Source organism: Alteromonas sp. PRIM-21 (assembly GCF_027563165.1).
GTDB lineage: Bacteria > Pseudomonadota > Gammaproteobacteria > Enterobacterales > Alteromonadaceae > Alteromonas > Alteromonas macleodii_A.
Genome location: NZ_JADOEK010000008.1, coordinates 144,687 through 170,960, shown reverse-complemented (window position 1 = coordinate 170,960; position 26,274 = coordinate 144,687). Strand labels below are relative to the sequence as shown.

The 26,274-nt window shown below is 45.1% G+C and carries 27 protein-coding genes; 13 read left to right on the top strand and 14 right to left on the bottom strand.

The annotated features are described in order from the left end of the window. Window positions 1-34: 34 nt before the first annotated feature. The 5 genes from gspK to IW644_RS12815 all read left to right on the top strand — a co-directional run bounded on the left by gspK (window position 35) and on the right by IW644_RS12815 (window position 4,992). On the top strand, window positions 35-1,045 hold the full coding sequence (gene gspK / locus IW644_RS12835; RefSeq protein WP_269917928.1) for a type II secretion system minor pseudopilin GspK: 1,011 nt from the start codon (window positions 35-37) through the stop codon (window positions 1,043-1,045). Next, window positions 1,045-2,244, top strand: a complete 1,200-nt coding sequence (gspL, locus tag IW644_RS12830) for a type II secretion system protein GspL (RefSeq protein ID WP_269917927.1) — start codon at window positions 1,045-1,047, stop codon at window positions 2,242-2,244. Before gspK ends, gspL begins: the two co-directional genes overlap by 1 nt. Then, on the top strand, window positions 2,241-2,720 hold the full coding sequence (gspM, locus tag IW644_RS12825) for a type II secretion system protein GspM (RefSeq protein ID WP_179985004.1): 480 nt from the start codon (window positions 2,241-2,243) through the stop codon (window positions 2,718-2,720). Before gspL ends, gspM begins: the two co-directional genes overlap by 4 nt. Beyond that, a complete protein-coding gene (locus tag IW644_RS12820) occupies window positions 2,717-3,472 on the top strand; it encodes a type II secretion system protein N (protein ID WP_269917926.1) in 756 nt (251 codons plus the stop codon). The genes gspM and IW644_RS12820 overlap by 4 nt, the downstream gene beginning before the upstream one ends. 86 nt (window positions 3,473-3,558) lie before the next feature. Then, entirely contained in the window at window positions 3,559-4,992 is a 1,434-nt protein-coding gene (locus tag IW644_RS12815) for a YdgA family protein (protein WP_269917925.1), read from the top strand. A 294-nt stretch (window positions 4,993-5,286) separates the two neighbouring features. Here the strand turns inward: IW644_RS12815 and IW644_RS12810 are convergent, their stop codons facing one another. The 4 genes from IW644_RS12810 to yrfG form a co-directional block, all read right to left on the bottom strand. Then, window positions 5,287-6,384: an MBL fold metallo-hydrolase gene (locus IW644_RS12810; protein ID WP_269917924.1), complete on the bottom strand. Its 1,098-nt coding sequence runs from the start codon at window positions 6,382-6,384 to the stop codon at window positions 5,287-5,289. A 192-nt stretch (window positions 6,385-6,576) separates the two neighbouring features. Further along, the gene (locus IW644_RS12805; protein ID WP_269917923.1) at window positions 6,577-7,965 is read right to left on the bottom strand and encodes an NAD-dependent succinate-semialdehyde dehydrogenase; all 1,389 of its coding nucleotides are present in this window, start codon (window positions 7,963-7,965) and stop codon (window positions 6,577-6,579) included. Between the two features lie 280 nt (window positions 7,966-8,245). Further along, window positions 8,246-8,791, bottom strand: coding sequence for an inosine/xanthosine triphosphatase (yjjX, locus tag IW644_RS12800; RefSeq protein WP_269917922.1), 546 nt, complete (start codon window positions 8,789-8,791; stop codon window positions 8,246-8,248). A 13-nt stretch (window positions 8,792-8,804) separates the two neighbouring features. After that, window positions 8,805-9,518, bottom strand: a complete 714-nt coding sequence (gene yrfG / locus IW644_RS12795; RefSeq protein ID WP_269917921.1) for a GMP/IMP nucleotidase — start codon at window positions 9,516-9,518, stop codon at window positions 8,805-8,807. A gap of 71 nt (window positions 9,519-9,589) precedes the next feature. Between yrfG and nudE the strand changes: the two genes are divergently transcribed. The 3 genes from nudE to IW644_RS12780 all read left to right on the top strand — a co-directional run bounded on the left by nudE (window position 9,590) and on the right by IW644_RS12780 (window position 11,714). Beyond that, window positions 9,590-10,153: an ADP compounds hydrolase NudE gene (gene nudE / locus IW644_RS12790; RefSeq protein ID WP_269917920.1), complete on the top strand. Its 564-nt coding sequence runs from the start codon at window positions 9,590-9,592 to the stop codon at window positions 10,151-10,153. Between the two features lie 3 nt (window positions 10,154-10,156). Continuing rightward, window positions 10,157-11,002, top strand: a complete 846-nt coding sequence (gene cysQ, locus IW644_RS12785; RefSeq protein ID WP_014951323.1) for a 3'(2'),5'-bisphosphate nucleotidase CysQ — start codon at window positions 10,157-10,159, stop codon at window positions 11,000-11,002. A gap of 127 nt (window positions 11,003-11,129) precedes the next feature. After that, window positions 11,130-11,714, top strand: coding sequence for a YceI family protein (locus tag IW644_RS12780; RefSeq protein ID WP_269917919.1), 585 nt, complete (start codon window positions 11,130-11,132; stop codon window positions 11,712-11,714). 111 nt (window positions 11,715-11,825) lie between these two features. Here IW644_RS12780 and mdoH read toward each other — a convergent pair whose 3' ends face one another. Together mdoH and IW644_RS12770 are read right to left on the bottom strand one after the other, a co-directional pair. Further along, on the bottom strand, window positions 11,826-13,826 hold the full coding sequence (mdoH, locus tag IW644_RS12775; protein ID WP_269917918.1) for a glucans biosynthesis glucosyltransferase MdoH: 2,001 nt from the start codon (window positions 13,824-13,826) through the stop codon (window positions 11,826-11,828). Continuing rightward, a complete protein-coding gene (locus IW644_RS12770) occupies window positions 13,807-15,432 on the bottom strand; it encodes a glucan biosynthesis protein G (protein ID WP_269917917.1) in 1,626 nt (541 codons plus the stop codon). Before IW644_RS12770 ends, mdoH begins: the two co-directional genes overlap by 20 nt. A gap of 813 nt (window positions 15,433-16,245) precedes the next feature. Here IW644_RS12770 and IW644_RS12765 point away from each other — a divergent pair. After that, window positions 16,246-16,800 carry an outer membrane beta-barrel protein gene (locus IW644_RS12765; protein ID WP_269917916.1) on the top strand — a complete coding sequence of 185 codons (555 nt, stop codon included), beginning with the start codon at window positions 16,246-16,248 and terminating at the stop codon, window positions 16,798-16,800. A 92-nt stretch (window positions 16,801-16,892) separates the two neighbouring features. Here the strand turns inward: IW644_RS12765 and IW644_RS12760 are convergent, their stop codons facing one another. The 4 genes from IW644_RS12760 to IW644_RS12745 all read right to left on the bottom strand — a co-directional run bounded on the left by IW644_RS12760 (window position 16,893) and on the right by IW644_RS12745 (window position 20,705). Continuing rightward, window positions 16,893-17,126 (bottom strand): YheU family protein, encoded by a 234-nt coding sequence (locus tag IW644_RS12760; RefSeq protein ID WP_269917915.1) that lies wholly within the window; start codon window positions 17,124-17,126, stop codon window positions 16,893-16,895. A gap of 63 nt (window positions 17,127-17,189) precedes the next feature. Beyond that, on the bottom strand, window positions 17,190-18,224 hold the full coding sequence (locus IW644_RS12755) for a hydrolase (RefSeq protein WP_118491212.1): 1,035 nt from the start codon (window positions 18,222-18,224) through the stop codon (window positions 17,190-17,192). A gap of 20 nt (window positions 18,225-18,244) precedes the next feature. Continuing rightward, on the bottom strand, window positions 18,245-18,751 hold the full coding sequence (locus IW644_RS12750) for a TIGR02444 family protein (RefSeq protein WP_269917914.1): 507 nt from the start codon (window positions 18,749-18,751) through the stop codon (window positions 18,245-18,247). Then, entirely contained in the window at window positions 18,732-20,705 is a 1,974-nt protein-coding gene (locus IW644_RS12745; protein WP_269917913.1) for an ATP-binding cassette domain-containing protein, read from the bottom strand. Before IW644_RS12745 ends, IW644_RS12750 begins: the two co-directional genes overlap by 20 nt. A 118-nt stretch (window positions 20,706-20,823) precedes the next feature. On the opposite strand from IW644_RS12745, the gene IW644_RS12740 reads away from it, so the two are divergent. Further along, on the top strand, window positions 20,824-21,030 hold the full coding sequence (locus IW644_RS12740) for a YheV family putative zinc ribbon protein (RefSeq protein ID WP_012520152.1): 207 nt from the start codon (window positions 20,824-20,826) through the stop codon (window positions 21,028-21,030). Window positions 21,031-21,208: 178 nt separating this feature from the next. Beyond that, window positions 21,209-22,318: a DUF748 domain-containing protein gene (locus IW644_RS12735; RefSeq protein WP_269917912.1), complete on the top strand. Its 1,110-nt coding sequence runs from the start codon at window positions 21,209-21,211 to the stop codon at window positions 22,316-22,318. A 165-nt stretch (window positions 22,319-22,483) separates the two neighbouring features. Here IW644_RS12735 and IW644_RS12730 read toward each other — a convergent pair whose 3' ends face one another. The 3 genes from IW644_RS12730 to IW644_RS12720 form a co-directional block, all read right to left on the bottom strand. Beyond that, complete coding sequence (locus IW644_RS12730) at window positions 22,484-22,642, bottom strand: hypothetical protein (RefSeq protein WP_269917911.1); 159 nt, start codon at window positions 22,640-22,642, stop codon at window positions 22,484-22,486. A 249-nt stretch (window positions 22,643-22,891) separates the two neighbouring features. Next, the gene (locus IW644_RS12725; RefSeq protein WP_179985022.1) at window positions 22,892-23,140 is read right to left on the bottom strand and encodes a SlyX family protein; all 249 of its coding nucleotides are present in this window, start codon (window positions 23,138-23,140) and stop codon (window positions 22,892-22,894) included. A 9-nt stretch (window positions 23,141-23,149) separates the two neighbouring features. Further along, window positions 23,150-24,082: a WD40 repeat domain-containing protein gene (locus IW644_RS12720; protein WP_269917973.1), complete on the bottom strand. Its 933-nt coding sequence runs from the start codon at window positions 24,080-24,082 to the stop codon at window positions 23,150-23,152. A gap of 197 nt (window positions 24,083-24,279) precedes the next feature. On the opposite strand from IW644_RS12720, the gene fkpA reads away from it, so the two are divergent. Further along, entirely contained in the window at window positions 24,280-25,065 is a 786-nt protein-coding gene (gene fkpA / locus IW644_RS12715) for an FKBP-type peptidyl-prolyl cis-trans isomerase (RefSeq protein WP_269917910.1), read from the top strand. Window positions 25,066-25,331: 266 nt separating this feature from the next. Here the strand turns inward: fkpA and IW644_RS12710 are convergent, their stop codons facing one another. Beyond that, window positions 25,332-25,601 (bottom strand): hypothetical protein, encoded by a 270-nt coding sequence (locus IW644_RS12710; RefSeq protein ID WP_179985024.1) that lies wholly within the window; start codon window positions 25,599-25,601, stop codon window positions 25,332-25,334. Window positions 25,602-25,775: 174 nt separating this feature from the next. Here IW644_RS12710 and greB point away from each other — a divergent pair, with 174 nt between their 5' ends. Continuing rightward, a complete protein-coding gene (gene greB, locus IW644_RS12705; RefSeq protein WP_179985025.1) occupies window positions 25,776-26,261 on the top strand; it encodes a transcription elongation factor GreB in 486 nt (161 codons plus the stop codon). The last annotated feature ends 13 nt before the right edge of the window (window positions 26,262-26,274 follow it).

Sequence of the window (26,274 nt, the reverse complement as noted above, 5' to 3'; positions counted from 1 at the left end):
AAAAAAACATACGCGCGCCAAGACTGAGACGTGTATGCCCCAGCTGTCTAGCCCACCCGCTAAACAAAAGGGTGTGGCACTTATGATTGTGCTTATGATTGTGGCATTGGTGGCGGTGCTGGCTACAGAAATGGGCACGCGATTGCAGCTACAAGTGCAGCGCACCATGAATTTAAAAGACAATAATCAGGCTTATTGGTACGCCATGGGCGCCGAAGCTTTTGCACGTAAGTCAATTCAGTCGCTGATAGAGGAAAGCCCAAATACTATTTCTATTGACCAACCTTGGGCACAAGAATTTAGCTATCCGTTAGAAAACGGTGGCTTAACGGCTAATTTGGAAGACCTTCAAGCTTGCTTTAATCTTAACGCAATAGCATCGGGTAGTGCTTCGAATAACGCAAACAGTGCGTCAAGCAATACCACCGAAGCCATGGAAGCCTTCCACACTATGTTACTCTCGCTAAACGTTGATGGGTTAGACAACTTTACCGCCGATACACTGCGCGACAGCTTAGCAGACTGGGTTGATGAAGATGACAGCATGCGTCCCTATGGCGCAGAAGACAGCGAGTATGAGTCAAGAGAGTTTCCATATCTTGCAGCCAACGGACCACTGGCATCGAAAAGCGAATTGCGTATTATTAACGGAGTATCGCCTGCGTGGCTAGACGATTTAATGCCTTTAGTTTGCGTGATCCCAGATTACAGTGAATTGAAAATAAACGTTAATACGTTAGAAGAAGAAGATGCACCACTACTAGCAGGCCTAACGGGGCTTGATATTCAGCAAGCTGCGAGTTTACTCAGCAGCCGCCCGCAAAACGGGTGGGATGATGTGAATGCATTTTTGAATGAGCCGTCTATTCAAGCGCTTAACCTAACAAGCTCTCGACAGGATTGGTTTGCAGTTAAAACTGAATATTTCATGTTGCATACAAAAACACAATACAACAAAGCAACCTTTAAGCTTTCCACCGTGTTTCATGCAAGCGCCGATAGTGGCGTTAGCATTGTGAATCGCGAGTTTGGGGGAACCTATTAATGGAACAATTATTGGTGCGTTTAGGCGCCAACTATACCGACCCGATAAGCTGGCTCGTTTATTCAAAATCTGAAGACGAGATCATTGCTTCTGGTGAACTACCTAGTGCAGAAGACTTATCTACGCTCACTGAGCGCGCTGGTCAGCGAAGCGTTATCGCTCTAGCACCAAGCAGCGAGATATTGCTTAAATGGGTAGAACTACCGCCTAAAGCTGGGCGTAAAATTATCTCAGCCATTCCATTTATGCTAGAAGACGAATTGGCTACCGACATTAGCCAGCAGTTTTTCGCCATTGGCCCTAAGCGCGGCGACAAACAAGCTGTTGCTGTGGTTAGCCATGAAAAAATGGAGCAGTGGCAAGCCTGGCTAAGCGAAGCAGAGTTATTTTGCGACACCATTATTCCTGATGTACTCGCTGTTCCAGTAACCGATAACGGCTGGTCGGTACTGACCTTAGGTGAGCAACTACTGGTTCGCCAGGACGAATTTAAAGGTGTTCAAGGTGAACAAACCTGGTTGCTTCCTACATTGGTGCACTTCACTGCGCAGCAAGAAGCGCCTGTGACCATTACGAATTACGCAGGTATTGATTTAAGCAGTCTGCCGAATATTGAAGAAGCACAGGCCCCACTTGAATTGCCCATGCAAGTATTGGCTAAAGAGGCCATGCAAAGCAGCTTTAACTTGTGCCAAGGTGAGTACAAGATTAAACGTAAGCGTAACGGTGTGCTAAGTCAGTGGCGTGTAGCCGCTGTACTCGCTGTACTTGCACTGTGTACCAGCTTAGTAGATAAAGGCGTTACTCTTTATCAGCTAAAGTCTCAAAACCAAGCACTTAGCAGCGAAATAAGTAGCGCAGTTAAAGCCGGCTTTCCCAACATTGGTACCTATCGCAACGTACGGTTAAAGCTACAAAGCGAGCTTGCCAAGTTAGAGCAGGGCGGTGGGGATGCTTCCATGCTTATTATGTTAGATCAGCTCGCACCGGCTTTTTCAGCCACCGACGTTAAGCCACAAACATTGCGCTTTGACGCTACCCGCACAGAAATTCGTATTCAGGCGCAGGGCAAAAACTTTGAAGCCTTAGAACAGTTTAAACGCAGCGCTGAAAACGCGGGTTTTGTGGTTGAACAGGGTGCGATTAATAATCGTGACAATGGCGTTGTGGGTACAGTTTCAGTAAGGAGTACGTTGTGAATGCGCTTTTAGAAAAATACAAAGCCCTCACTGAACGGGAACAAAAATTAGTGCTCATTTCTGCAGTGATGGTAGTGATAGCACTGTTTTATTTTGCAGTATGGTCGCCACTAAATGCTGCGCTAGACAAACAAAAACAACTGCTTGATAACCAGCAGTCGCTTCTAGTTTGGGTAAAAGACAGCGGTGCACGCGCTCAACAGTTACGTCGTAGCACGGGCAACAAACGGGCGTTTTCAGGGTCGTTACCGCAAGCGGTGAACCGAACTACTGCCCAGCATGATATTGCAATTTCCCGTATGCAGCCTCAAGGTGATGAACTGCAGGTATGGGTAGACCAAGCGCCATTTAATGCGGTTCTAGAATGGCTTAAAGCCATGGAAAACATGGGCGTAGTTATTCTTCAAGCCGATATAGCTGAAGCAGATGCGCCGGGCTATATCAAAATTCGCCGACTACAGTTAGGTAAAGCATGAAGTCGAAAGTTAGTTGGATCATAGGCGGAATTCTTGCCTTCCTATTGTTTGCTATTGCTTATATGCCCGCAGTGCAGGTTATTGGTCGTGTAACACTGCCGAATAATGTCTCTGTAAGCGGAGTAAGTGGCACCTTATTTTCTGGTAAAGCACAGACCCTAGTGGTGAACGGCTTGCCTATTAACAACCTGAAGTGGGAACTCAGCCCAGTTCACATGTTATTAGGTAAAGTTAAGCTAGACCTTAAAGCAGGTAATATCCGCGATAAAAACGACATCGCGTTTGAAGGGCCTGTTACCACAGGGCTTTTCAGCCAAGATACGATCAACACCGAGAACTTTACGCTGTATCTGCCTGTAGATAGAGTACTTGCACAAGTTCGCCTTCCCTTACCTGTCAATGCAGGCGGACGCTTTAAAGTCTCATTAAATGATCTAACCTTTGGTCCAGCGTGTGAGTCGCTAGATGGTACAGGAGACTGGTTAAACGCGACGGTTGCGGGAACCCAAGGGCCCATTGATTTCGGTACTTACTCAGCGAAACTTCGTTGCGAAGGGAAAGACATTGGCATCATGGTAAGCGAGCCTAACTTGTTAAGCTTATCTATGGACGCGGTTATTCCTACCAATATGAAAAATATCCGCGTTAGCGGTAAATTTAAACCCGACGATAGCTTGCCCAACGAAGTACACCAAGCGGCTCGCTTGTTTGGCGCGCCTAATAGCAGCGGGTATATCCCAATAAAGCTTTAATGTGCTAAACCCATTTAATATCACAGAAGACGCCCTGGTTTTTATACTAGGGCCACTAGGAAACACACTCAACAAAGGATTGTACAATGAACAAACCTCTTTTAGCTGGCGCTGGCGTGACTTTAGTTGCGCTTGGTATTGCCCCTTACTTTATCGGTTCTAGCGTTGAAGATAACGTTAACGCTGCAGTAAACGGAATAAACGAACAGGCTGTATATTCAGCCGAAGTCCTTTCGTATGACAAAGGCTGGTTCTCAACAAAAGCGGAAATCAAACTTGCTATAGACTTTCAAGCGCTTTTCAACGCCCAAAATGTCGACGCAGTGGAAATGCCTTTAGACGAAAACCCTAACATTACCGCTACTTTGGTCGCTCATCACGGTCCTGTGTACTTTGGTGACGGCGTTGGATTAGGGCGCGTTCATTATACAGTGTCGATTGATGGCGATGAATTAAGAGAGTACGTTCAATGGGATGGGCAACAGCCCATCTATCACAATGAAGGCGTGGTTGGTCTATTTGGCGGCCTAAGTTATGAAGATGTAATTCCCGCCCTTAGCGCTACTAATGAGGAAGAAGGCTTTACCCTGCTGTTTTCCGGTTATACGGGTGAAGCGAAGCCTGATGGCGGGCAAACCTTATATACGTCCTCGGGCGAGTCGCTAAGTATTAACGCCGATGAGTTTTCAATGAAAATGGCTAATTTATCTATGGATGTAGCCTATGACGGCAGCATGATGGAAGCTTTCAAGGGCGAATTGTTTGAATCTAAAATTGAAGCGCTCATCGAAACCATGGAAGTATCTGGTCTTGAAGCGGGCGCTACGGTGCAGCTAGAAAATATTGCACTTATTACAGACACTAACATTGATAAGGACAACAACACCGCCAATGTGTACGTAGAATACGCCATTGATAAGGTAGAGGGGCCTGAACTTGAAGCCTCTGATATGGTGTTAGGCGTTGCCCTAAACAACTTAGACGTAGACTTCATCAAGGCTTATCAAGACTTTAGCAAAACATCTTTAATGATCCCTCCTGAAGAAGTACCCGCTAAAATGATGGAGTTTGTCGAAGCTAATTTACTTCCACAGCTGAAAGCCGAACCTGAACTTAACATTACGACGCTTAAAGCGACGTTGCCTGAAGGCTCGTTTACTGCCCATGCGAATACTAAGCTAGTAGGCATTGATGCGCTACCGGGTACCATGGAAGATGTGGCTTATTGGGTAACACATCTCATGGCTGATGCACAAATAGTTGCTGATAAGGCCTTTGCGCAAAGCGTAGCGTCTGGTTATATGATGGGTCAATTGATGGCGACACCACAAGCGCAAAACATGTCAGCAGAAGAACTCGAAGCAGCAGTAGAGCAGCAAACTCCTATGATGTTAAGCACCTTTGCTCAGCAAGGCTTGATAAAAGAAACCGAGAAGGGTTACGAGACAAAACTGGAGCTTAAAGACGGCAAAGCCAGCGTTAACGGCACGCCTATTCCACTGCCTTTTGCGCCTCAGTAACAAATAGAACAGTATTTTAAATACCCGAAAAGCCAAATACGGTTGAAAGTACGGTTGAAGGTACGGTAAAAAGTACGGTTGAAAGAACAGTAAAAAGTACGGTTAACACAAAGCGCTATTTGCGCTAAGCATTGACTGACTTAGTTTGAACCAAACATCCCCAAATTAAAAATGCAGAGCCCAAACGCTCTGCATTTTTTTATAAAACCCCACTCTCTACTTAACTTTATACCCGTAAAACCCAAGCCCCTTGCTACAAACTACCATAGCTAAGCTTTTGACTTAAAACTGCGGCTAGTTGTCATCAAGCAGTTCGATATTCATCAATTCTTGAGCAGCGTACACACGAGCTTCAGCTACAACTGAAATGGCCTCGGTTAGCGCGTCTAAGCCCGATTCACTGCGTTTCATAATATGAGATAGCACAATGCGTTTTGCTTTAGACTGCTCGGCAATATCGATAATTTGTGTTGGTGTCATATGGAGATTCTTCGCAACGCGCCCCGCGTTATCGTCAATTGCGTTATGCAGCACTAAAATGTCAGCGTTTTTAGCAAAGCGCGCTAGGTTTCCCTCTTTATCGTTAGTATCACCAGAAAATACCGCTTCACACCCGTTAGCCTTAACCTTCCACGCAAGTGTTGGTATAGGCCCGTGATTTACCGACATAGCTTCAACGCTAATGTCATTATTCACTGCGTATTCAAAGGGTTTCTCTAGTGTGGCTTTTGCAACGCTTTTCGCCGATATTGTGTAATCGTCTTGACCTTCGATAGTGTAAGAAGACAGATATCTAAACGCACCTTCCTCGCCAATTAACGATGATACGTAAGCGTTAGTGGAGGGCATAGTATGGTTACCGTCGGGCCCCATTACCCATAGCTTTTTCTCGCGATTAGTGAAATAACCACCTTTTACGAAGCTGGGTAAATCCGCTGAATGATCGGTATGTAAGTGAGAAAGTAGAATCACATCAAGGGTTTCAAATGACGCGCCAGCGGCGCCGAACTGAACACTGCTGCCGCTGCCAGCATCTACCAACACGCGGGCTTTGTTATTTACCCAGACCAAGTAAGCGCTAGAGGTTCTTCCATCATCCAATTCAGGTCCGCCCGACCCTAACACCTGCACTGAGACTTTGTCATAAGCCATTGAGGCCGTGTTTTCACTCTCTTTGCTTGCTAGTTGCTCCTGTTTAGGTGGGGTCTGATGTAACGATGTAGACGATGCCTGCGCCATAGAAGAAATCGATAAAATGGAAGTCGTTACCAACATGGTTAACGAGAGAGCATGCGCTTTATTACGTCTTTTCTCGCACTTCCCAAGCTTCACGTGTTTCCTATTCCTAGCGCTTAAATCAGCACCGCTTATCTGTCTATGTGAGACCTTCATCGCCATCGCCTTATGTCGTTTCCTAGTAATTTATACATTCATATCACAGTAAAAGACCGGATACCTGCGTGAAATTGTTCAATGAACAGAGGGATATAGGCCAGATGAGTAAAGGCTAAAAGCGAAAGCAAATAAAAAAGCGGGCACATTAGATGTACCCGCTTTCGTTTAGCAATATCAAACAACTAATATTTATTCGGCAGCGTTTTCCGCTACCATAATGGTTTTGATATTTACGAATTCACGCATACCATAACCACCGTGCTCTCGACCATAACCACTGTCTTTCACACCGCCAAAGGGTAGGTTCGGTTGTGCTAAAGAATACCCGTTGATATTTACCATACCGGTATCAAATTCATCTTTTGCTAGGGCAACCGCTTTATCAGTATCAGTACTGAAGATACCGCCGCCTAAGCCATAGCGCGAATCGTTTGCGACTTCCATCGCCTGCTTGTCGTCACGAGCTCGAATTAATGACGCAACAGGGCCAAACAGTTCATCATCATACGCCGGCATACCAGATGAAACATCTTCAAGTATAGTTACTGGGTAAAAGTAGCCGTCAGATTCTGGAATTTCACCGCCTAGGGTAAGTTTCGCTCCAGCTTCTACTGAGTTTTTCACCTGCTCATGAAGTTCATCTCGTAAGTCTTCTCTAGCCATAGGGCCAAGATCAGTGTTTCCATCCGTTGGGTCACCCACTTTAAGCTTCTTACACTGCGCTACGAATTTGTCTCTGAACTCATCATAAACGCTATCGACGATTACGAAGCGCTTAGCCGCTACACAAGTTTCACCATTATTGATAACACGGCCTTGGATACACATTTCTACCGCATGATCGATATCAGCATCTTCAAGTACCAAGAAGGCATCATTACTACCAAGCTCCATCACAGTTTTCTTCGATAAACTCGCAGCTTCTTTCGCAACTTGTTTACCTACTTCGTCACTGCCGGTAAAAGTAACGCCACGTACGTGTTTATGTTTGATTAAGTCGCTTGCCGTACTGCCGTCAATTAATAGCGACTGATATACATTTTTCGGGAAACCAGCATCTTCGTACATCTGCTGAATGGCTTGTGCCATACCAAACACGTTTTTAGCGTGTTTGAGTACTGTCGTATTACCTGCCATGATATTCGATACGCTGTAGCGTATAACCTGATAAAGAGGGAAATTCCAAGGCTGAATGCCCAGAATAACGCCAATAGGTTGATAGGTAATAATCGCACGACCACCTTCAAAAATACGGTGCTCGTCTTCTAAAAATGATGCGCCATGCTCCGCAGTATAGCGACAGATCTGAGCACACAGCTGCACTTCTTGCTTACCCTGCGCCGTCACTTTTCCCATTTCTCGAGTCATTAGGCTGGCAAGGTCGTCAATGCGCTCTTCCATTAAATCTGCAAGGTTATTAAATAAATCTGCTCGAGTTTCAAATGACGTACGGCGCCAGTTCAAATATGCTTCTTGAGAACGTGTTACCGCTTGTTCGGCGTCTTCAGCTGACATCAAATGATAATGATCGATCTTTTCACCTGTAGCAGGGTTGTAGGTATTAATTGTCTCACTCATTGTCACTCTCCTTAATCCGTTTGTTAAAATGAAGGTGCAACTAGAAAGCCAAATTGCAAAAAACTTTTTTTCGCAATATATTCAGCAACATAGAACCACTTAACGGCAAAGATAGAGTCTGAGAATTAAACTGGAATTAGAAAAGATTACCTATCGCAGTAAAGATTTCAGAGCGAACACATCAGGAAAGGAAACGCGGCCCTCAAGAGGTAACATTTGTTCAAGGGCCGATATGCTGTATTTGGTAATGGCTAATTTAGTGAAAGGAAACTTGGCCTGACTAGTCGGTATATAAGTCTGGAAAATGAAACTTCGCCATAGCAAGGGTCAACGCAACTTCGTAAACACTTTGACGCGAAGCATGATTTAGAGTCAGTAACCCTATAGCGCCGCCTTTTTGCTTAATATTTACCGTATCAAAAAGCTTGTCCATAACCGGCCCAAGCTCTTCGCCACGCTGTAGCGCCTGATACACGCTCACTGGAAGGGGTAAACTCGCACTTCGTGTTACCGACCAGTGACCTTCATGGTAAATCGCCACATAAGCAAAGGTTGCAGGGCCATCTTCAAATACATCCACACCACCTTCAATTGCCACATACCATGCGTCTGTAAGGCCGCCCTGATGATGAGCTAGCATGGCCTTCACCCGATTAATAGCACCTAGGCGCGTTTCATCCTCGTTCATGGGCTGTTCGGGCACGCCGCTGGGTACTGCCATACCTTTGGCGTCAAAGTCGTGCTCTAGTGTGTCAGAAAGTGTATTGAGCGCAGCATTTATTTTTACCGGATTCAGCGACCCTACAAAAATTGTGTCAGAAACCATTTGCTTTCGTCCTTTAAAAACGTCCTTTTGCAACATCACCCACTGGGCTGCGTTTAATATCTTCTAGCATTAAACGGTAATCACGTACTGCTGGAAATTCGCTAATATTGCGATTTGGCAAGGTACTATCAGGGTTGTCTACAGCAAGTAAGTGTTTAATACCGTACGTCTGTGCCGCTTTCAAAATAGGCAGTGAGTCATCGACAAATAAGGTGCGGCTATTATCAAATTGCACCCTCTTTTGTAGTCGCTCCCATAAAAGCTGAGACTCTTTGGTAACGCCAAATTCGTGGGTAGAAATAAGGTTGTCGATATGCGCATCAAGTTGGGTATGCTCTATTTTAAGTGCCAGACTGTTTGGATGCGCATTGGTTACTAACACTACTTGCCTACCTGAGTCGTGAAGTGCATCAAGGAAGGGAATGGTATCGTCGCGAAGGGATAGTAAGTGCGCCAACTCTCGTTTCAGCGGCATAAACTCATTTTCTAAGTCCAGTGCTAGAGTTTCAGCCCAGTAGTCTAAGCAGTACCATTGAATTTGCCCAAATACTGACTCATAACGCGCGCTCATTTCCTTTTGACTCTCGGCCTCAGAAATACCTTTTATCTGAGCTAACCGTTTGGGTAAATGGTGCAGCCAGAACTGGTTGTCATAATGAAGATCCAGCAAAGTACCGTCCATATCTAGCAGTACAGTTTCTATTTCATTCCAGGGCAGAAAGGGCAAGCGATTTTCCTTATAATGAAGTAAGCTAAGAAATTGTATACAAGTATGATAACAAAGTTGTAGCGAGAGACATGCCAAAAATTGATCCGAACAAACCGTTACCACACATTCATTCTCGTGAAATCGTTGCGCAAAGCAAACTCTTTAGGGTAGAACGCTTAGACCTTGAGTTTTCGAACGGCGCTACCCGTGAGTTTGAACGGATGGCAGGCGGAAACCGGGGCGCGGTAATGATAGTGCCTATGCTTGATGAAAATACCATGGTGTTAATTCGTGAATATGCAGCCGGCACACATTCGTATCAACTAGGCTTTCCAAAAGGCCTAATAGACCCTGGCGAAACAGCTATTGAGGCCGCTAATCGCGAGCTACAAGAAGAGGCTGGCTTTGCAGCGAACGATCTTATAGAGCTCCATAAGGTCAGTATGGCACCCACTTTCTTTAACGCCAATATGACCATTGTTTTGGCTCGCGACTTGTACCCAAAGCAACTTGAAGGTGACGAACCTGAACCTCTTGAGGTGATTCACTGGCCTTTAAATGAAGCAGATGCTTTACTTGCAAGAGAAGACTTTGTTGAAGCACGCTGTATAGCCGCGCTGTTTTTAGCTCAAAAGTGGTTTAAGGAACAATAAACAATGCCCGATGACGCCCATGCCGACCTACTAGAACTTGCAAAAGAAATTGCCATCGAAGCCGGTGAAGCCGTATTAGAAGTATACGATAAAGGGGAGTTTGACGCTTATCAAAAAGACGATGAGTCTCCCGTTACCAGCGCAGATTATTTGGCAAACGATATCATCAACAAGCGCTTACAAGCCGCGACGCCTGATATCCCAATCCTCTCAGAGGAAAACAAACACGCAAGTTTAGAAGAGCGAAAGCATTGGCCTCGATACTGGTTAATCGACCCCATCGACGGCACCCAAGAATTCATTGCTAGAAGCGGTGATTTCGCAGTAAACATTGCGCTAATAGAGAATAATGAGCCGACAATAGGCGTTATCTTTTGGCCGCCAGGGCAGTCGCTATATTACGCCCAGAAAGGCAAAGGTGCGTTCAAGTCATCACCTGATGGCGATCACCCAATAAGCGTACGCAAGCTAGACGACCCTAAAAATAGTGTGGTGATGATTGCAATAAGCCGTCGTCAGTCGAGAGAAAAAGTGCTCAGCAGAATGTGCGCCAAGCGCGTATACCAAACCCTTCCATTGGGAAGCTGTTCCCTGAAAGCCTGCTTTATTGCCGAAGGAAAAGCTGATGTGTTTATGCGCATCGGTATCACAGGTGAATGGGACACTGGCGCATCGCAATGCATTGTCTCTGAAGCGGGTGGGAGTATTGCCGCCGCTAACTTCGAACCTCTTACCTACAATCAGCGTCATTCGCTAGAGAACCCAGATTTTGTAGTAATGGGCGATCAAAGGGTGCCATGGCAAGACGTAGTCCAGTATGATGACTTCGTAAACCCACATCAGCACTAGCGCGTATTATTTACTTAGCGCAGTGCAATAAACCTACGTATAATAGCGTAGTAATGTTGCTGGGCCACATTACTCTGGTATTGGTTAAATCAAGCCAGATGGAACCAAAAAGTAAAAGGAGTAACCTATGATGACTACACGTATTCGCACGTTATCTGCAGCATTGCTCGCATGTGGGCTAGCATTCCCTGCCGCAGCCGACTGGTCAATAGACGGCGAGACAAGTGCGCTACATTTTCTATCAACTAAGAATGCACAGGTCACTGAAGTACATAAGTTTGATAGCTTTGACGGTACCCTGTCTGATAGCGGCAAGCTCTCTGTGGCGGTAGACTTATCGTCAGTTAATACAGCTATTGATATTCGCAATCAGCGAATGCAAGAGATGCTTTTTAACGTGAGCAAATATGCACAAGCTAAGTTTGAAGCCGATTTACCTGAGTCGATGATGAGCCTGAAAGCGGGTCAAGTCGTTAACGGAAAAGTAGATGGCATTTTGATGTTACACGGAAAAGCCGTTCCTACATCATTCGCAGTTAAAGCGAGTAAAGTAGACGACGATACGCTAACTGTATCTACTACTGCTCCTACACTTATAAAAGCAGAGTCTTTCGGTCTTGCTGAAGGCGTAGCTGCACTACAGAAAATTGCAGGGCTAAAGAGTATCACTACGACAGTCCCAGTGACGTTTTCCGTTACCTTTTCGCAATAGAATACTGCTATTGCTAGCGTCTATTGATAAGAGTTAGGCGGTGGTAAGAAAATAAGAAGCATTAAAAAAACCGCACGAACGTGCGGTTTTTTTGGCTTAAAGGGCTTCTCTCTAAGACTGATGTAGTCTTTTAGGAAGTCTGTAACGCATAGGCAATGGCTTTTGACTTAACGCTTGCTCTGGCATGCTTTGCCACGCATCATCAGGTAGTGCAGGTACTTCCGCTTTATGTTGAGAAAGAGTGAAATACCCCATCGCAACACGTAAACGCTTAAGCGCTTTACACTCATTCACTTCCTGGTCGATAACAAACACTCCAAACTTGCGCATCGCCAAGCCGAACTTATCACTGCTTGTAAGGCGAATAACCGGCGCCGCCAACACCATGCCAACCAATACAGGTAGCAGCCACATAAATAGCGATGGTGTAAAGTAAAAGGTAGTTACACCCCACGCTACGGCTAAACAACTCATAATTTGCGTGTGTTTGATTGCAACAGTCCAAGGTACTTTGCGACCTTCACGCTCTTGCGCTTCCCATTTTACTGAATGACCTATAAAAACACTGATCACAAAATAGCTGTGGTAGAACATCATCAGCGGCGCAATGAGTACGGCCATGGCTAATTCAATTGCAGCTCCTTTAAGTAAAGACCACGCCCCACCAAACTCTTCGCGACGTTTGATTAAAGCTAAGGCAATACCCAAAAGCTTAGGCAAAAATAACAAGGCTGCAGTGCCCCACATGGTTACCATCATCATGTCTTGACGGGCTACCTGCCAACTAGGAAAAAGCTGATACTCAGATACGAAGAACTCTGGCACTGACGTAGCGCGAATTAATGCATCTGCAGTCCCTAGCGCCAACATACAAAATAGTATTAATGAAGAAATGTACGCAAAAGCACCAAATAAAAAGTGCAGGCGGTTCGCCATTTTAAGACCTTTTACCTTTAAAAGCCCTAAATGCTGTATGTTGCCCTGTACCCAGCGGCGGTCGCGAATGGCGTAGTCAACAATGTTGCTAGGCACTTCTTCATAACTACCTGTAGTGTCGGTAAGTAAGTAAGCCTGCCAACCTGCACGGCGCAGCAGCGCAGCTTCAACGAAGTCGTGACTTAGTATTTCGCCTCCAAAAGGCGCACGACCTTCAAGGGTAGGTAGACCGCAATGCTGCATGAAAGGCGCTATACGAATAATAGCGTTATGCCCCCAGTAGTTTGCACTGTCCGTTTGCCAAAACGATAAGCCTGTTGCCAACATTGGGCTATACAGATGAGCAGCAAACTGTACGAAACGACCAAAGAAGGTGTTTTGTCGTACTGGCATAGGAATAGTCTGTACTAAGGCCGTGTCAGGGTTTTGCTCAATACGACGAGCCAGGTCCTGCATACGCTCTCCTGTCATTACGCTGTCGGCATCTAACACAATCATCGACTCGTAATTTGCGCCCCAGCGTTCGCAAAACTCTTTAAGGTTACCCACTTTTCTATGCAGATTTTTCTCGCGACGGCGATAAAACACTTGGTTTGAAAAAGCGCCTAAACGCTTCTTTAACCGCGTAAAAGCACGCAGCTCTGCATCCGCTTTTTCCGTATCACGGGTGTCGCTAAGCATGAAAAAGTCGAATTTCGAACTGTTTTCACTTTCCATCAGCTCGCGAATACAAGCTTCGAAGCCCACCATGATGCGGCGGGTATCTTCGTTATAAACGGGCATTACTACCGCGTGTTTTTGCTTCAACGGCGACGCAGCATCAGGCTTTACCTGGTTTCTTCGTAAGCTCAGTGGATCTATATTGAAAAGCTGTAAAAAGAAACCAATGATACCTGTCCAAAACGCCATGCACAGCCAAGCGAATAGGGTTAATCCTAACCCTAACTGTGCAATTTCTAGGTTCGTAAGGCCGTTCGGTAAAAATATCTCGTATAAACTCCAACCGGCCAATGCCGTGCTTGGAATTACTAGCATTGCCATGATAAACAAACGCATATGCTCTCCTTTTAAGATGAAGTGTGAAGCACGCACAGTGCTGTCACGTTTAACCTGAGGCACGGCTTTAGCCTCGTTCGATACTGATGTATGAGTGCGACTATTTTGGCTGGTAGACATAATTCCAAACCTCGCTAACGCGCTCGCCGTCTTTTTCAATGTAAGCGCGCATATCTACCGTTTGACTTTCATTCGGTTTCACAAAGAAAGAAGCACGCCACTCTTGACCGTCGGCTACCGGATAAAGGCGCTTTTGTGAAATCGTGCCGTTAGTACCCTGTACTACAAGCTTCATAGTCTCGTTATCAAAAGTAATGTCTGAAGGAGCACTGAAATCCACATTGAACTGGCGGGTAGTGTTCAAGCTATCGTCTTTAAATTCATCGCCGGGTAACACAGCCTTTCCCTGACGGGTACGCACTACAGAAGCAAACTCGCTAACAAAGGGGTTTTGCTCTACCGTTTTAAGATCGTAAGAAAAATACAGGGACTCACCCGATTTGAATGGCTTTGCAGGTGTCCAGAAAGCCACGATATTGTCATGAATCTCAGACTTTGTTGGAATTTCTACTACTTCTAAACGGCCTTTCTCAAAGCCTGCTTCCGGGGTAACCCATAGCCCTGGACGTATATGATAGTTGGCCTCTGCATCAAGGTAATTATCCCATTCACCGTCGCGCTGAAGCATGCCAAATCCTTTAGGGTTGGTATCGCTAAGTGACGTTACCTGAAGGCGTGCTGGGTTAGTCAGTGGACGCCAAATCTCTTCACCTGCATGAGTTACCATTAACACACCGTCACTGTCGTGCACTTCTGGGCGATAATCGTCATGACGCTTTTCTGTATTCTCGCCATACAAAAACATGCTGGTAAATGGCGCAATACCTAGCTTATTCACGTCGTCGCGTGCAAATAACCAGCTTTCCACTTTTACGCTGGTATCAACATCAGGCTGGATAACAAACTTATAAGCGCCAGCTACCGAAGGACTTTCAAGACGGGCATAAATAGTAATTGGTTTGCCTTCACCCGGCTCGATAACCCAGAACTCTGTGAAGTGAGGGAACTCCTCGCCTTTCGCCAAAGCAGTATCAATTGCTAGGCCGCGCGCTGAAATACCATAAACTTGATTTTTACCTACCAAACGAAAATATGAAGCGCCAAGGAAAACGGCAAATTCATCTTTGTACTCGTCGTTTTTTATAGGGTAGTGAACACGAAAGCCTGCAAATCCCGACTTTTCATCTGTCATGCCTGCCAAGTCTGCTGCAGAACCATCGTAGTTAAACATGTCACTATTAAATGCTAAGCGCTTAGGTTTATTGTTTTCACCAATGGTGTGAATAGTGACAGGGTATTCGTATAGAAAACCCGGATGAAAAAATTGAAGTTCGTAGTCATTCTCACCGTGCCAAAGACTTTGCTCAGGCTTAAAGCGAATAGAACGATAGGTGGTGTAATCAATTTCTTTTAATTCGCTATTTAACCCGTGGTCGTCTTGTTCATAGCTTTCTGTTGCTGATTTGCGAGCAGCATCAATAATAGATTGAAGAACGGGTGATGCTTTTTGAGGCTGATTGTTGTCATTAACCTCGACAGCGCCTGCTTGGTGAAATGCAAATAGGGCAATAACGCTGGTCATCGCTAAAAGAATGCGCGACAGCTTTCGGTGCTGAATCGCATTAGTTTGTAAATCTTTTCCGAAAATTGAAACTGGCTTAGCCATTTGTCCTCTCCTTATGAAAACAATGGTTATCCAGGTGGTCGTCAATCTCTTAACTTTATCGCTTAGCTATGTATAGCTAGCAACAGAGTATCTGCTGCTTTAAAAGCGATGATGAGAAAAAGTATTCATTGAAACCACTCAAGAAAGGCGCTCTATTCCTTTCCTTATTCACTGGTATCGCAAAAAAACCGAAATCTGTGCCCGTTGGCAAAAGTGAATGCTGGATAACACACAAGTACTTCAGCAAAAGCTGTTCCAACACTAAAAAAGCGGGTTTATTTATTATATTTACATTAATTTACAACAACTTAAAAACACCCACTTTGAAGGTAGTGGGCAATTTCGTTGTTGTAAATTTGTCCGATGAGTTAGCCAAAAGGTTAACTGTTGTTTTTTAGAGACAGTCCTCCATGCCAATGTGTTCACTTTTTAAACTCCACACAGCCTTTAGCTGCTTCAACATTTGCATAGCGCCTCTCCTTACCTTTAATTTCTCTATACTTATTAGATAGATAGCAACTTCTTGTTTGATTTTCAGCTGAGGTTTTTTCGAAGTTGGCAGACGCTTTGCACTTCATGATTTTGATAAATACATCGGACACGATTTCTGAAAAGAAATAATTGAGATGACATAAAGACGTTTTTAGCTTTGTGTTCATCAACAAAGTAACCCACTGCAGAGCGACGTATAAGGGCAGCGCGATGTAGAAGAGCGGCGCATCGCAAAAGCGCTGACTCCCGACTCGCCTTGCAAACTCATTGAACGTTTGCGCTGCAGACGGTGGGCTACTGAAAATACTAAGGAGTTATCACATGCGTAAATCAATCACACTTATTGCAGCGGCACTTACTGCGGCAACAATTCCTCTTACAGCAATGGCCGACAAGCCAGACTGGCGTTACGTAGAAGGTGGTTACACCAAAATGGACTTTGATGACAACGAGTCTTTCGAGCCAGACGGCCTGACCATTAATGGTAAATACCTTTTAAACAGCAACTGGTACTTAAACGGCGAGTACAGCTTCTTTGAAGAAGGTAACTTCGATTTTGATATGCTTACACTGGGTGCAGGTTACCGCTTACCTGTAAATGCCACGACAGATGCCTATTTCGGTGCGAATCTAGAGCGTATTGACGGCGACGTAAACGACGAGACTGGTTACAGCATTAATGCAGGTCTTCGCTCAATGATTACAGAGCAGGTAGAGCTTGCTGGTGAAGTGGGCTATTACGATGTAGACGATGGTGAAGCGACATTCAAAGTAGGCGCTAACTACTACATCACGCCGCAGTGGGCAGTTGGTGCAAACTACAAAATCATTGATGATTTAGACATTATGCAGGTAACTGCACGCTACGCTTTCTAAGCCTTCCTCTCCTCAGGTAGGTAGCCGGGTTGCTCGACCCGGCTTTTTTGTATCTGCATTTCAAGAAGACGTTTATTTTTTCGCTTCGTTTTCTATTCAGCTGTGTCGCTGGGCTCAATATCTTCTTTTCTTTTTATATCCACACTTTCGTGAAGCTCTGAGTATACAAGTACTGCCTCGCCCGACTTTAGCCTGTCTAGCACCTGCTGAACTTTTACTTCTAGCTCAACTTCCTCAGCGCCATAGTCTGTGCCTTCGCGTAATACAAAAGCTTCAGCCAAGCTATAAAGCGTATCGCCTTCTAACGCGTCGATGGGAATTATCATTCACTCTCCTGGGAAAAACGTTTTATAAAACTCAAACCGCACCAATATAATATCACTGCGGTATTAGCGGCTAACATAACCACAGGTTGAGTTTACCGGTAAGGCTTCGCTAACAAAGCGTTTTACGCGCTCGTGTAGCCAAACCTTCGGGTTTAATACAGAGCCTTGCATGAAGCCAACATGACCGCCGCGTTCGCTCAGCTCTACGGTGACATTACGCGCAAGCTCTTCTTCTTTCGGCACAATTAAGTGGTTCATAAAGGGGTCATCGATGCTATGCAATACTAACGTTGGGCAGTGGATGGCGCTTAAAAAGTGATACGCGCTACACTTTTCATAATAGTCTTGCGCATCTGCAAAGCCGTGCAGGGGAGCCGTGATCTTTTCGTCAAATTGAGTAAAGCTAGTAATGCCTTCTACATCACTTTTTGTAAGCTGAATAAGCTTACGATAATCAATGTATTCCATCTTCTTACGCAAAGTATCTTTCATGCTAGTAAGTAAATACTTTTGGTATACCCGCGAAAACCCCTGATTAATTGACTTTGCGCACTCAGATAGTTTAAGTGGAGAAGAGATGGCCACAGCCGCCTTCAGCCACTTTTGTGCCGGGTTTTCACCCAACAGTTTCAATAGCATATTACCGCCAAGCGAAAAGCCAATAGCGACTTTGGGAATACGAGGAAATTTATCGTGCAGCCACTCTAAGAAAAAACTAGGGTCTTCTGTTTCGCCACTGTGATAAGCGCGCGCTTTTAGGTTAGGCACACCGCTACAGCCGCGATAGTGCATCATTACCACCTGCCAACCATTCACAGACAGTTGGGCCATCATATCGTTCGCATAATGCGACTTGATGCTACCTTCCAATCCGTGAAACATCACCACTATCCCTGATGTTTCTTGTGGTTTGGGCCCCCATGCTACGTCAACAAAGTCGTCATCCGGTAAGGTTAAACGCTCCATGTTATAAGAAAGGGGCAAGCGCTTTTGAATAAAACGCGGCCATATGGTTTGCACATGTCGGTTCTTTGCCCATCCTGGCACTTTAAAGCTACTTTTTATTATCTTTCCATGCGATAGCGCTGATTTGCTCATTGTATTTTCTTATTGTGTTTTTACGATAATTGATTAACTACAAGACTCACTAACTGGCGCGCCTCGTTGTTGTCGCGTAACTCGTATGCATTAATGAACGCAGCGATAGACGCGTTAAATATATTCGCTGGCGAAGCCTGCTGACCCAAGTGCGTAACCGCCTGCTCATTAAAAGACGCAACGATGTCTTGCTGCTGTTGCCTTTCAAGCTCTAATTCTTGCGCTTTAAGTGTATCGTAGGTTGTTTGCTCACCACCTTTCTCAGGGCTTGCTGCTTTGCGCTTCTCGCGATGCTGCTTTAACTTTTCATCAGTGTTCGCTGAGGCCGCTATAACCGACTTAAGCTGAGGCAAATTTATAATGACATTATTCTCTAAACACCAGCAAATCAGCAAGAGAACGTTTACATTCACCTTGTGGTTGTCCTGAAGTAAAAGCGCGAGCGGTGCCATATCGCCTTTCGTGTAGCGAGATACGCTGTACTCCCAAAACACACTACTTTTTATATTAGGCGCTGACATTGTCATACTCTTCTCGTTTTTGCTCTATCTGTTCTTGAGCATCTAGCCATGCCATCTCTTCCTCTTCAAGCTGTTGCTTAAGCTGAGTTTGCTTGTCGAGCAAGCCCATGAGTTCTGCTTTTTTGTCGTCGCTGTAAAGCGAGGTATCGGCGAGTGATGCTTCTACCTCTGCCAAGGCGGTACTGCATTTCTCCATGGCTTTTTCGTGTTTTTCGATGGCTTTTTTAAGTGGCGCTACGCTTTGTCTGAACTCGGCTTCGCGGCGCTTTTCTTCTTTACGATCTAACTTGCGTTCTGGCTTACTGTGCGCTCCGGCCTCTTGCTGCGCGCTGTTTTTAGCGTCGCTGTTTGCACTTTTAGCCTCACTGTTGGCCTTGGCTTTTTCTGCCGCCTGCTGTTTTAAAATCCAGTCGCGATAGTCATCCAAATCGCCTTTAAATGGCTCAACTTCACCGCTGTCTACCAAATAGAAATCTTCACAAACCGAGGAAAGTAAGAAGCGGTCGTGCGATACCAGCACCATAGCGCCTTCAAAACCTTGAAGAGCAATATTAAGCGCGTGGCGCATCTCTAAATCTAGATGGTTGGTAGGCTCATCCAGCAGCAATAAGTTAGGTTTTTGGTACACAATTAACGCCAACACCAAACGCGCCTTTTCACCACCTGACATAGGTGCCACGGGCGCCAATGCTTCATCGCCGTTAAAACCAAAACCGCCCAGATAGTCGCGAAGCTGCTGTTCAGTAGCTTTTTCATCAATGCGCTGCAAATGTAAAAGGGGTGTAGCGTTAGCGTCTAGTGTTTCTAACTGGTGCTGCGCAAAATAGCCAATTTTAAGACCTTTAGCGGTATTAAAAATACCCTGCTTGGGCGCATGAACGCCTGCTAACAGCTTAATTAACGTTGACTTACCTTGGCCATTTCTGCCTAAAAGGCCTATTCGACTACCGGGTACTAAATTCAGTTTTACCTGTTGGAGAACGATATGATCACCGTACCCCAGCTGTATTTTTTCCATTTGAACCAGTGGGTTAGGAAGTGCTGTTGGCGGCGCGAAGGAAAAGCTAAACGGGCTAGCCATATGAGCTGGCATTAACGTTTCCATTTTCTCTAGCTGCTTAATACGGCTTTGCGCTTGCTTTGCTTTACTAGCCTTGGCTTTAAACCGCGTAATAAATGAGTTTAGATGGGCTACCTTTTGCTGCTGCTTTTCGTACTCAATGTTTTGTAAGCGTATACGCTCAGCACGCTGGGTTTCGTAAGATGAATAATTACCTGTGTAAGTAACAAGCTTCTGTTGCTCAACACTGATAATTTGCGCCACCGTATTATCGATAAATGCTTTATCGTGAGAAATAAGCAACAAGGTGCCTGTATAGCGTTGAAGCCATTTCTCTAACCAAATCACGGCGTCTAAATCTAAGTGGTTAGTGGGCTCATCAAGCAGCAATAGGTCTGATGGGCAAAGTAGTGCTTGTGCAAGGTTTAAGCGCATGCGCCAACCACCAGAAAAGTCACTCACTGGTGCGCTTAACTGCACATTAGTAAATCCAAGGCCGGAAAGTATAGTCGCTGCACGTGACTCCACATCGTAGGCTCCAGCCTGCTCAAGTTGCCCATGAATTTGCCCAATTTTCACGCCGTCTCCGCTTTTTTCAGCGGCGTCTAGCTTAGCCTGTAAATCACGTAAATGTTTGTCACCGTCTATCACGTAATCTATCGCAGTTCGATCAGTTGCTGGCGTTTCCTGAGCCACGCTCACAATTCGCCAATCACTTGGAACGCTGCAATCTCCGGCATCGACGCTTAGTTCACTGCGCAACAGTGCAAACAGCGTAGACTTTCCGCAGCCATTGCTGCCTATAAGCGCCACTTTGTGGCCTGGAAAAACCTGTGCCGACGCCTCTTCCAGCAGCATTTTGCGGCCGCGAAGTAGCGATACATTTGAAAGCTTAATCATGACTAACCTGTGATAGAACAATCTAGGGCGCGTATAGTATCAAAAACTTAAGGTAAAAGCTGATCAACACATGCCATTTCAAGGTATAATACTGGCGAAATTCCCCAAAGGTGTATGTATGTCAAAACGTGTAAAACGTCGCTTTGTAGCAGGGGCTACGTGCCCAAAATGCCAAGAGCTAGATACTATTTCGTTATATTTTGAAAATAACGTGGAAAAGCTGGAATGCGTCGCATGTGGGTACAACGAAGCGCAAACTGACGAAAAGGTCAGTGCCGCTACTCGCTCCAACGAAAACGTGATTGGTATTTTCAAACCTCACTAACATTCCTACTCACTGTTAAGAAAATCTTACCATCAGGCCTGTGTAACACCTTATCATACTGTACTCAGGCTTTTTAAAACCTTCTCTCGATACCGCGCCAATAGCGACTAACGCCCTTACCGAGGAAAAACGCTCTCCAAGGCATGTTTTTTGTATTCCTTTCTCTAAGGAGTGAATTATGAAACACGCTAAAAAACGATTTTGCTATGTAGTAGCAGGGCTATTGCTCATGCTTATCGCGTTTAGGTTGTACCTTCCTTATGCCGCAGCCACATACATCAACAACACACTAAGCCAATCGGACCAATACAATGGTCGTGTGGGCGATGTTGATTTAATGCTGTGGCGAGGTGCCTACAGCTTAGAATATGTGTTGCTGTATAAAGCGAATGGACAAATAGATAAGCCGTTGTTTAAGGCTGACTATGTGGAGTTTACACTATCGTGGTCACAGCTCTTTAAAGGTGCGGCCGTTGGCAGGGTGGTGGTAAATTCTCCCGAAATTAACTTTGTAGACGGAAACACGGAAGAAAAGAGTCAGTCGGGTAAGAACGAAAATTGGCTGTCTATTGCCGACCAATTGTTTCCTCTGCGTATAGATAAACTCACCATTAACAATGGGAAAATTGCCTTTCACAACCCTGATACCTCTCCGGCTATCGATATTGCGCTGCACGACATTCATCTTGAAGTGAATAATTTGGTAAACAGCGACGATTTATCGGACACCCGCGTGGCCACAGCTACAGCGAAGGGCCAGACGGCAGAGCAAGGTACTATTTCATTAAACGCCAAGCTTAATCCAGCAACCAAAGCTCCTACCTTTGATTTAGACATTCAAGCTGACAACGTTGGTCTGGTGAATTTTAAAAACCTGCTTGATACCTATGCGCCTTTTGACTTAGAAGCCGGAACACTTACGCTTGCTGCCGAGGTCGCGTCTAACGAAGGGCAGGTAAAAGGCTATATCAAACCTATTTTGCATAATGTTGAAGTATTCTCTTGGAAAGGCGACATTGAACGTGACGGAGACGGTTTTATTGAGGGCAGTATTGAAGCGATTTCCGCGTTTGTCACTGAACTGTTTGAAAACCAGAGCCAAGACCAAATTGCCACACGTATTCCTATTGAGGGCGATTTATCTAGCCCAGAAACTCAGACTTGGGAAGCATTTACGGCGATATTAAAGAACGCATTTATTAAAGCGTTTCAAGGCGATGTGGAGGAAAGCGTAGAGCTCGACCGATTGGAGTTAGACAGACTGAAAAACCCTGCGAAGTCTAATTAAAGTCGCTGGTTTTTTTAGCTCTGCTGAGGGCTATTTAACCGCTAAGGGCTTATTTAACGCTGAGGGCTTATTTTAGCGCTAAGGGCTTTTTAACCGCTGAGGGCTTATTTTAGCGCTAAGGGCTCCGCATGAGCCCTAACCGTTATAGCTGCTGTTATAAGATACTTATATGGTACAGCTATCACCACAATCGTTGGCACCCTCGCGCATACCTTCAATTTCTTGGCTTTCTTGCTTGTCTTTTTCAGCCTGCTTTTCGGCTACTGACTGCTCAACTGAGTCAAAATCGATGCTGTCAAACGCATCCATATCAAAATCACTCATAATTTTCTCTCTTAAATAGTAAAAAGGCTTCTCTAACTGAAGCCTTTGTATCGGGGCGCAAGTGTAATTCAATTAAATCGTCAGGATAAATGCAGTCTTAACCTAACTCATAACAAGATAAACTAGTGTTTAACCCGAAGCTTATGCAGCTTGGTTTTATAAACCTTTGATTTTACTAATTTGTCGACTGCCTATGAGGCGCCCCCTTCAAACCACAGGCGCGCCTATGCCATTTAAAGGTGGCTATTATTAATAGTGCGGGGGCGGGGTTTCTTCTGATTGCTTAGCAATATTAGACGGTTCTATGCTTTTAACACGGTCTATTACGTGACTTACTTTAAACGCCAAATCATCAAGTTGCTTTTGCTGTGAAGCCAGCGCTTCATTAAGTGCCTCGATAGTGTGTTCTTGAAAGGCTACTTTCATCTGTAACTCTTCAATATAGCTATTGGCGCTATTTATTTGCTGCTCTAACTGCTCAGCGCTTTTATCTGTCATGTAAACTCTCTATCTCTCTCGTTGCCATTCTTCGGCAAGGCCACTGCTACTTATAGACAATATATTATCATTGGGAAGGAAGCCGACGCCATAAACAACTGCGGTTGGCGGTGAAATAGACTCTCTCGATGCCACTTGAATTGACTGAACTTGCTCGCCGTTTTTCAAATTCCAAAGATAAACCTTCCTGGCTGGCGAGCCTGTTAGTAAATACTGGCCATCTTTTGAAAACTCGACGTCGGTGAAGATTTTTTGTCTTGATGCAAACTTCAGTGAAGTAACGGGCTGCCCGGTTTGTACATTCCACACTTGCGACTTGCTTTGACTGTCGGCAGTAAAAGCAAACCGGCCTTCATCGTCCAACGCAACTTTGGTCACTCGGGTTGGGTGCGTGAAGGTGTGGATAATCTGCCCAGTGTCTGTACTCCACAAATAGGCAATATAGTCATTGCCACCAGTAAGGGCAAACTTGCCATTAGGTGAGATATCAATGGAATTAACTTTTTCCTGATGCCCAAAAAACTCAAGACGGCGAGAGGTGCGCGGCTCAAAATACATCACCTTGCCATTTGAGCGAGCGACGAGTATGCCATTACCATTATTGGTGACTACCACATCGCGAATAGAGGACTCATCTATTCGCCAAAACCCTTCTGGTTCGCCAGTTTCCAAACTCCACAGAGCAAACGCTTCACGGTCGGCAGTTACCACATAGCGCTTGTCTGCACTAATGTGCACTGACATCACTAAGTTGTTACCTTCCCCTTGATGACTCCAATGATAGAGGGGCTCGCTCTGCCCAATTCGCCACACATTGACCCCATTATTAACGCCAGATACCACTGCTAACGTGCCGTCGGTGGATATATCTGCCGCGTATGCGCCCTCTTCTACATGACGCCACTGCTGTATTGGCGTAGTATCAGGGACAGAACATCCCATGGAATTGCCAATAAGTAAGGTGAGTAACACTATTCTATGGAACATTTGAGGCCTAAACATAATCAAATGGGTTTCGCTTTGTAAACGCTAGGTTTAACATAGCATGGATCACGCATCTTTAACTATCGTGCAAACTGCCTTAGATGCAGCAGTATAGACATAGACGCATGATGATAATAATTAATGGAGACGTTTTTATGCAGAAGTCGCTCGTTGCCTTATCTACTATCGCTGCGCTAGGCCTTTTCGCTTGCCAGCCAAACACATCTGATGAGGCCGCTTCTACAAGCGCTGATAGTGCAAAAACAACTGCTGTTGCAGCAGAAGAAATGACAGATACACAAAAGCAAGCTTACGCCATGGGCGCGAGTATGGGTCTGTTCGTTAGCAACCGTGCCGAACAACAAGAGCAGCTTGGTTTAACCCTAGACCAAGAGGCACTACAACAAGGCTTTAAAGACGGCCTGAACGACACCCTTAAGTTTACGCCAGAGCAAATTCAGCAAATCGCTCAACAGGGCGAAGAAGAATTGCGTGCTAAACAGCAAGAAATGGCTGAACAAGCGGCTGAGAAAAACATTGAAGCAGGTCTTGCTTACCTAGAAGAAAATGGTAAGAAAGAAGGCGTGACGACAACAGAGTCTGGTCTTCAATACGAAGTACTTGAAGAAGGCGAAGGCGCAAGCCCAGAAGCAACTGACATGGTAAAAGTTCACTACCGTGGCACCTTGCTTGATGGTACAGAGTTCGACTCTTCTTATAAGCGTGGCGAGCCAGCTGAGTTTCCACTTAATCGCGTAATCGCGGGTTGGACTGAAGGTGTACAGCTAATGAAAGAAGGCGCGAAATACCGCTTCCATATTCCATCAGAGCTTGCTTATGGCGCACGCTCAACAGGCGCGATCACGCCTAACTCAACGTTAATTTTTGATGTTGAGCTTCTAGAAGTGGTTAAACCTGAAGCCGAAGCACCAGCTGAATAAATCAGCGAATTGAGCATAAGAGAAAGCCGACGCATAGCGTCGGCTTTTTTGTTTTAGTGAGTCAGCGTGATCCTTGCTTACCTTTTCCCTACGAGCTAGTGGATTTTCACCACGCGCGTACCCAAATAGTAATGTGGGTTATTCAATATGCTTGGTGCCTCGAATTACACTTTTAAGCATAGCTTAAAGTCGCAAAATTTCACGGCCCTAACAAAGCTTTTTAGGAACAATTAAACCTTAAAAACTAGGGCTTAAAACTAAAGGTTTTAACGGTTAGGCGCGCGTCGTCTTTCCGTATGGACTTTGAACGTCGCAAAGTGATTAAGCAGTGAGTGCCCTACTTTATACATGGCACACGCTAAGATAAGGTATATCACGGTTCGTACACTATTTAAGCGAACAACTATATCAAGTAAGGCATACAACAATAACAGCGCGCCGCTTAAAAACAGCATAAAACCTATGATAGTGCCGCTGGTTTGAAGCGGATCGCTTCCCGACCTTCGGCGGTTCAACACAGGCATTCTGTTACGCATTCATTTCCCCTAATGGCTAGTATGATATTGATACTACGACACTGACAGAAAGGTTTATGTTCAATAATTATTCAATTCGCCTGTTTTGTCACTTTTTACCTTATCGAAAGATTGCGTTTTACCTTATTACCCACATAAAGTAGGGGTAATTAGCTGGATTATTTATAGGACATTGTGAAAACACCGCTTATCACTCGAAAAGGCTATTTAAAGCTTAAACAAGAACTGGATTTCTTGTGGCGTGAAGAACGGCCAGAAATCACTCGCAAGGTAACTTGGGCAGCCAGCCTGGGCGATAGAAGTGAGAATGCTGACTACCAGTACAACAAAAAGAAGCTTCGCGAAATTGACCGTCGAGTTCGTTACTTACGCAAATGCTTAGAGAACCTAAAAGTTGTTGATTACGATCCACAGCAAGAAGGGAAAGTGTTCTTTGGTGCTTGGGTGGAAATTGAAAACGAATCCGGCGCTGTTATGGAGCTTCGCTTAGTTGGCTATGATGAAATATTTGGCCGTAAGGACTATATCTCTATTGATTCTCCCATGGCCCGTGCTCTACTTGGCAAAGAAGAGGACGATGAGTTTATTGTTAAAACTGAGGCGGGTACTAAAGAGTGGTGGATAAACCGTATTTGGTACGACGCAACAGATAAACTTTGAATAAAGAAATGGT

What these genes read in the sequence shown, in the direction of transcription:
- gspK (WP_269917928.1), top strand. Translation starts at nt 35, where the DNA reads ATGCCCCAGCTGTCTAGCCCACCCGCTAAACAAAAGGGTGTGGCACTT.
- gspL (WP_269917927.1), top strand. Translation starts at nt 1,045, where the DNA reads ATGGAACAATTATTGGTGCGTTTAGGCGCCAACTATACCGACCCGATA.
- IW644_RS12820 (WP_269917926.1), top strand. Translation starts at nt 2,717, where the DNA reads ATGAAGTCGAAAGTTAGTTGGATCATAGGCGGAATTCTTGCCTTCCTA.
- IW644_RS12815 (WP_269917925.1), top strand. Translation starts at nt 3,559, where the DNA reads ATGAACAAACCTCTTTTAGCTGGCGCTGGCGTGACTTTAGTTGCGCTT.
- IW644_RS12810 (WP_269917924.1), bottom strand. Translation starts at nt 6,384, where the DNA reads ATGAAGGTCTCACATAGACAGATAAGCGGTGCTGATTTAAGCGCTAGG.
- IW644_RS12805 (WP_269917923.1), bottom strand. Translation starts at nt 7,965, where the DNA reads ATGAGTGAGACAATTAATACCTACAACCCTGCTACAGGTGAAAAGATC.
- yjjX (WP_269917922.1), bottom strand. Translation starts at nt 8,791, where the DNA reads ATGGTTTCTGACACAATTTTTGTAGGGTCGCTGAATCCGGTAAAAATA.
- nudE (WP_269917920.1), top strand. Translation starts at nt 9,590, where the DNA reads ATGCCAAAAATTGATCCGAACAAACCGTTACCACACATTCATTCTCGT.
- cysQ (WP_014951323.1), top strand. Translation starts at nt 10,157, where the DNA reads ATGCCCGATGACGCCCATGCCGACCTACTAGAACTTGCAAAAGAAATT.
- IW644_RS12780 (WP_269917919.1), top strand. Translation starts at nt 11,130, where the DNA reads ATGATGACTACACGTATTCGCACGTTATCTGCAGCATTGCTCGCATGT.
- mdoH (WP_269917918.1), bottom strand. Translation starts at nt 13,826, where the DNA reads ATGTCTACCAGCCAAAATAGTCGCACTCATACATCAGTATCGAACGAG.
- IW644_RS12770 (WP_269917917.1), bottom strand. Translation starts at nt 15,432, where the DNA reads ATGGCTAAGCCAGTTTCAATTTTCGGAAAAGATTTACAAACTAATGCG.
- IW644_RS12765 (WP_269917916.1), top strand. Translation starts at nt 16,246, where the DNA reads ATGCGTAAATCAATCACACTTATTGCAGCGGCACTTACTGCGGCAACA.
- IW644_RS12760 (WP_269917915.1), bottom strand. Translation starts at nt 17,126, where the DNA reads ATGATAATTCCCATCGACGCGTTAGAAGGCGATACGCTTTATAGCTTG.
- IW644_RS12755 (WP_118491212.1), bottom strand. Translation starts at nt 18,224, where the DNA reads ATGAGCAAATCAGCGCTATCGCATGGAAAGATAATAAAAAGTAGCTTT.
- IW644_RS12750 (WP_269917914.1), bottom strand. Translation starts at nt 18,751, where the DNA reads ATGACAATGTCAGCGCCTAATATAAAAAGTAGTGTGTTTTGGGAGTAC.
- IW644_RS12745 (WP_269917913.1), bottom strand. Translation starts at nt 20,705, where the DNA reads ATGATTAAGCTTTCAAATGTATCGCTACTTCGCGGCCGCAAAATGCTG.
- IW644_RS12740 (WP_012520152.1), top strand. Translation starts at nt 20,824, where the DNA reads ATGTCAAAACGTGTAAAACGTCGCTTTGTAGCAGGGGCTACGTGCCCA.
- IW644_RS12735 (WP_269917912.1), top strand. Translation starts at nt 21,209, where the DNA reads ATGAAACACGCTAAAAAACGATTTTGCTATGTAGTAGCAGGGCTATTG.
- IW644_RS12730 (WP_269917911.1), bottom strand. Translation starts at nt 22,642, where the DNA reads ATGAGTGATTTTGATATGGATGCGTTTGACAGCATCGATTTTGACTCA.
- IW644_RS12725 (WP_179985022.1), bottom strand. Translation starts at nt 23,140, where the DNA reads ATGACAGATAAAAGCGCTGAGCAGTTAGAGCAGCAAATAAATAGCGCC.
- IW644_RS12720 (WP_269917973.1), bottom strand. Translation starts at nt 24,082, where the DNA reads ATGGGATGTTCTGTCCCTGATACTACGCCAATACAGCAGTGGCGTCAT.
- fkpA (WP_269917910.1), top strand. Translation starts at nt 24,280, where the DNA reads ATGCAGAAGTCGCTCGTTGCCTTATCTACTATCGCTGCGCTAGGCCTT.
- IW644_RS12710 (WP_179985024.1), bottom strand. Translation starts at nt 25,601, where the DNA reads ATGCGTAACAGAATGCCTGTGTTGAACCGCCGAAGGTCGGGAAGCGAT.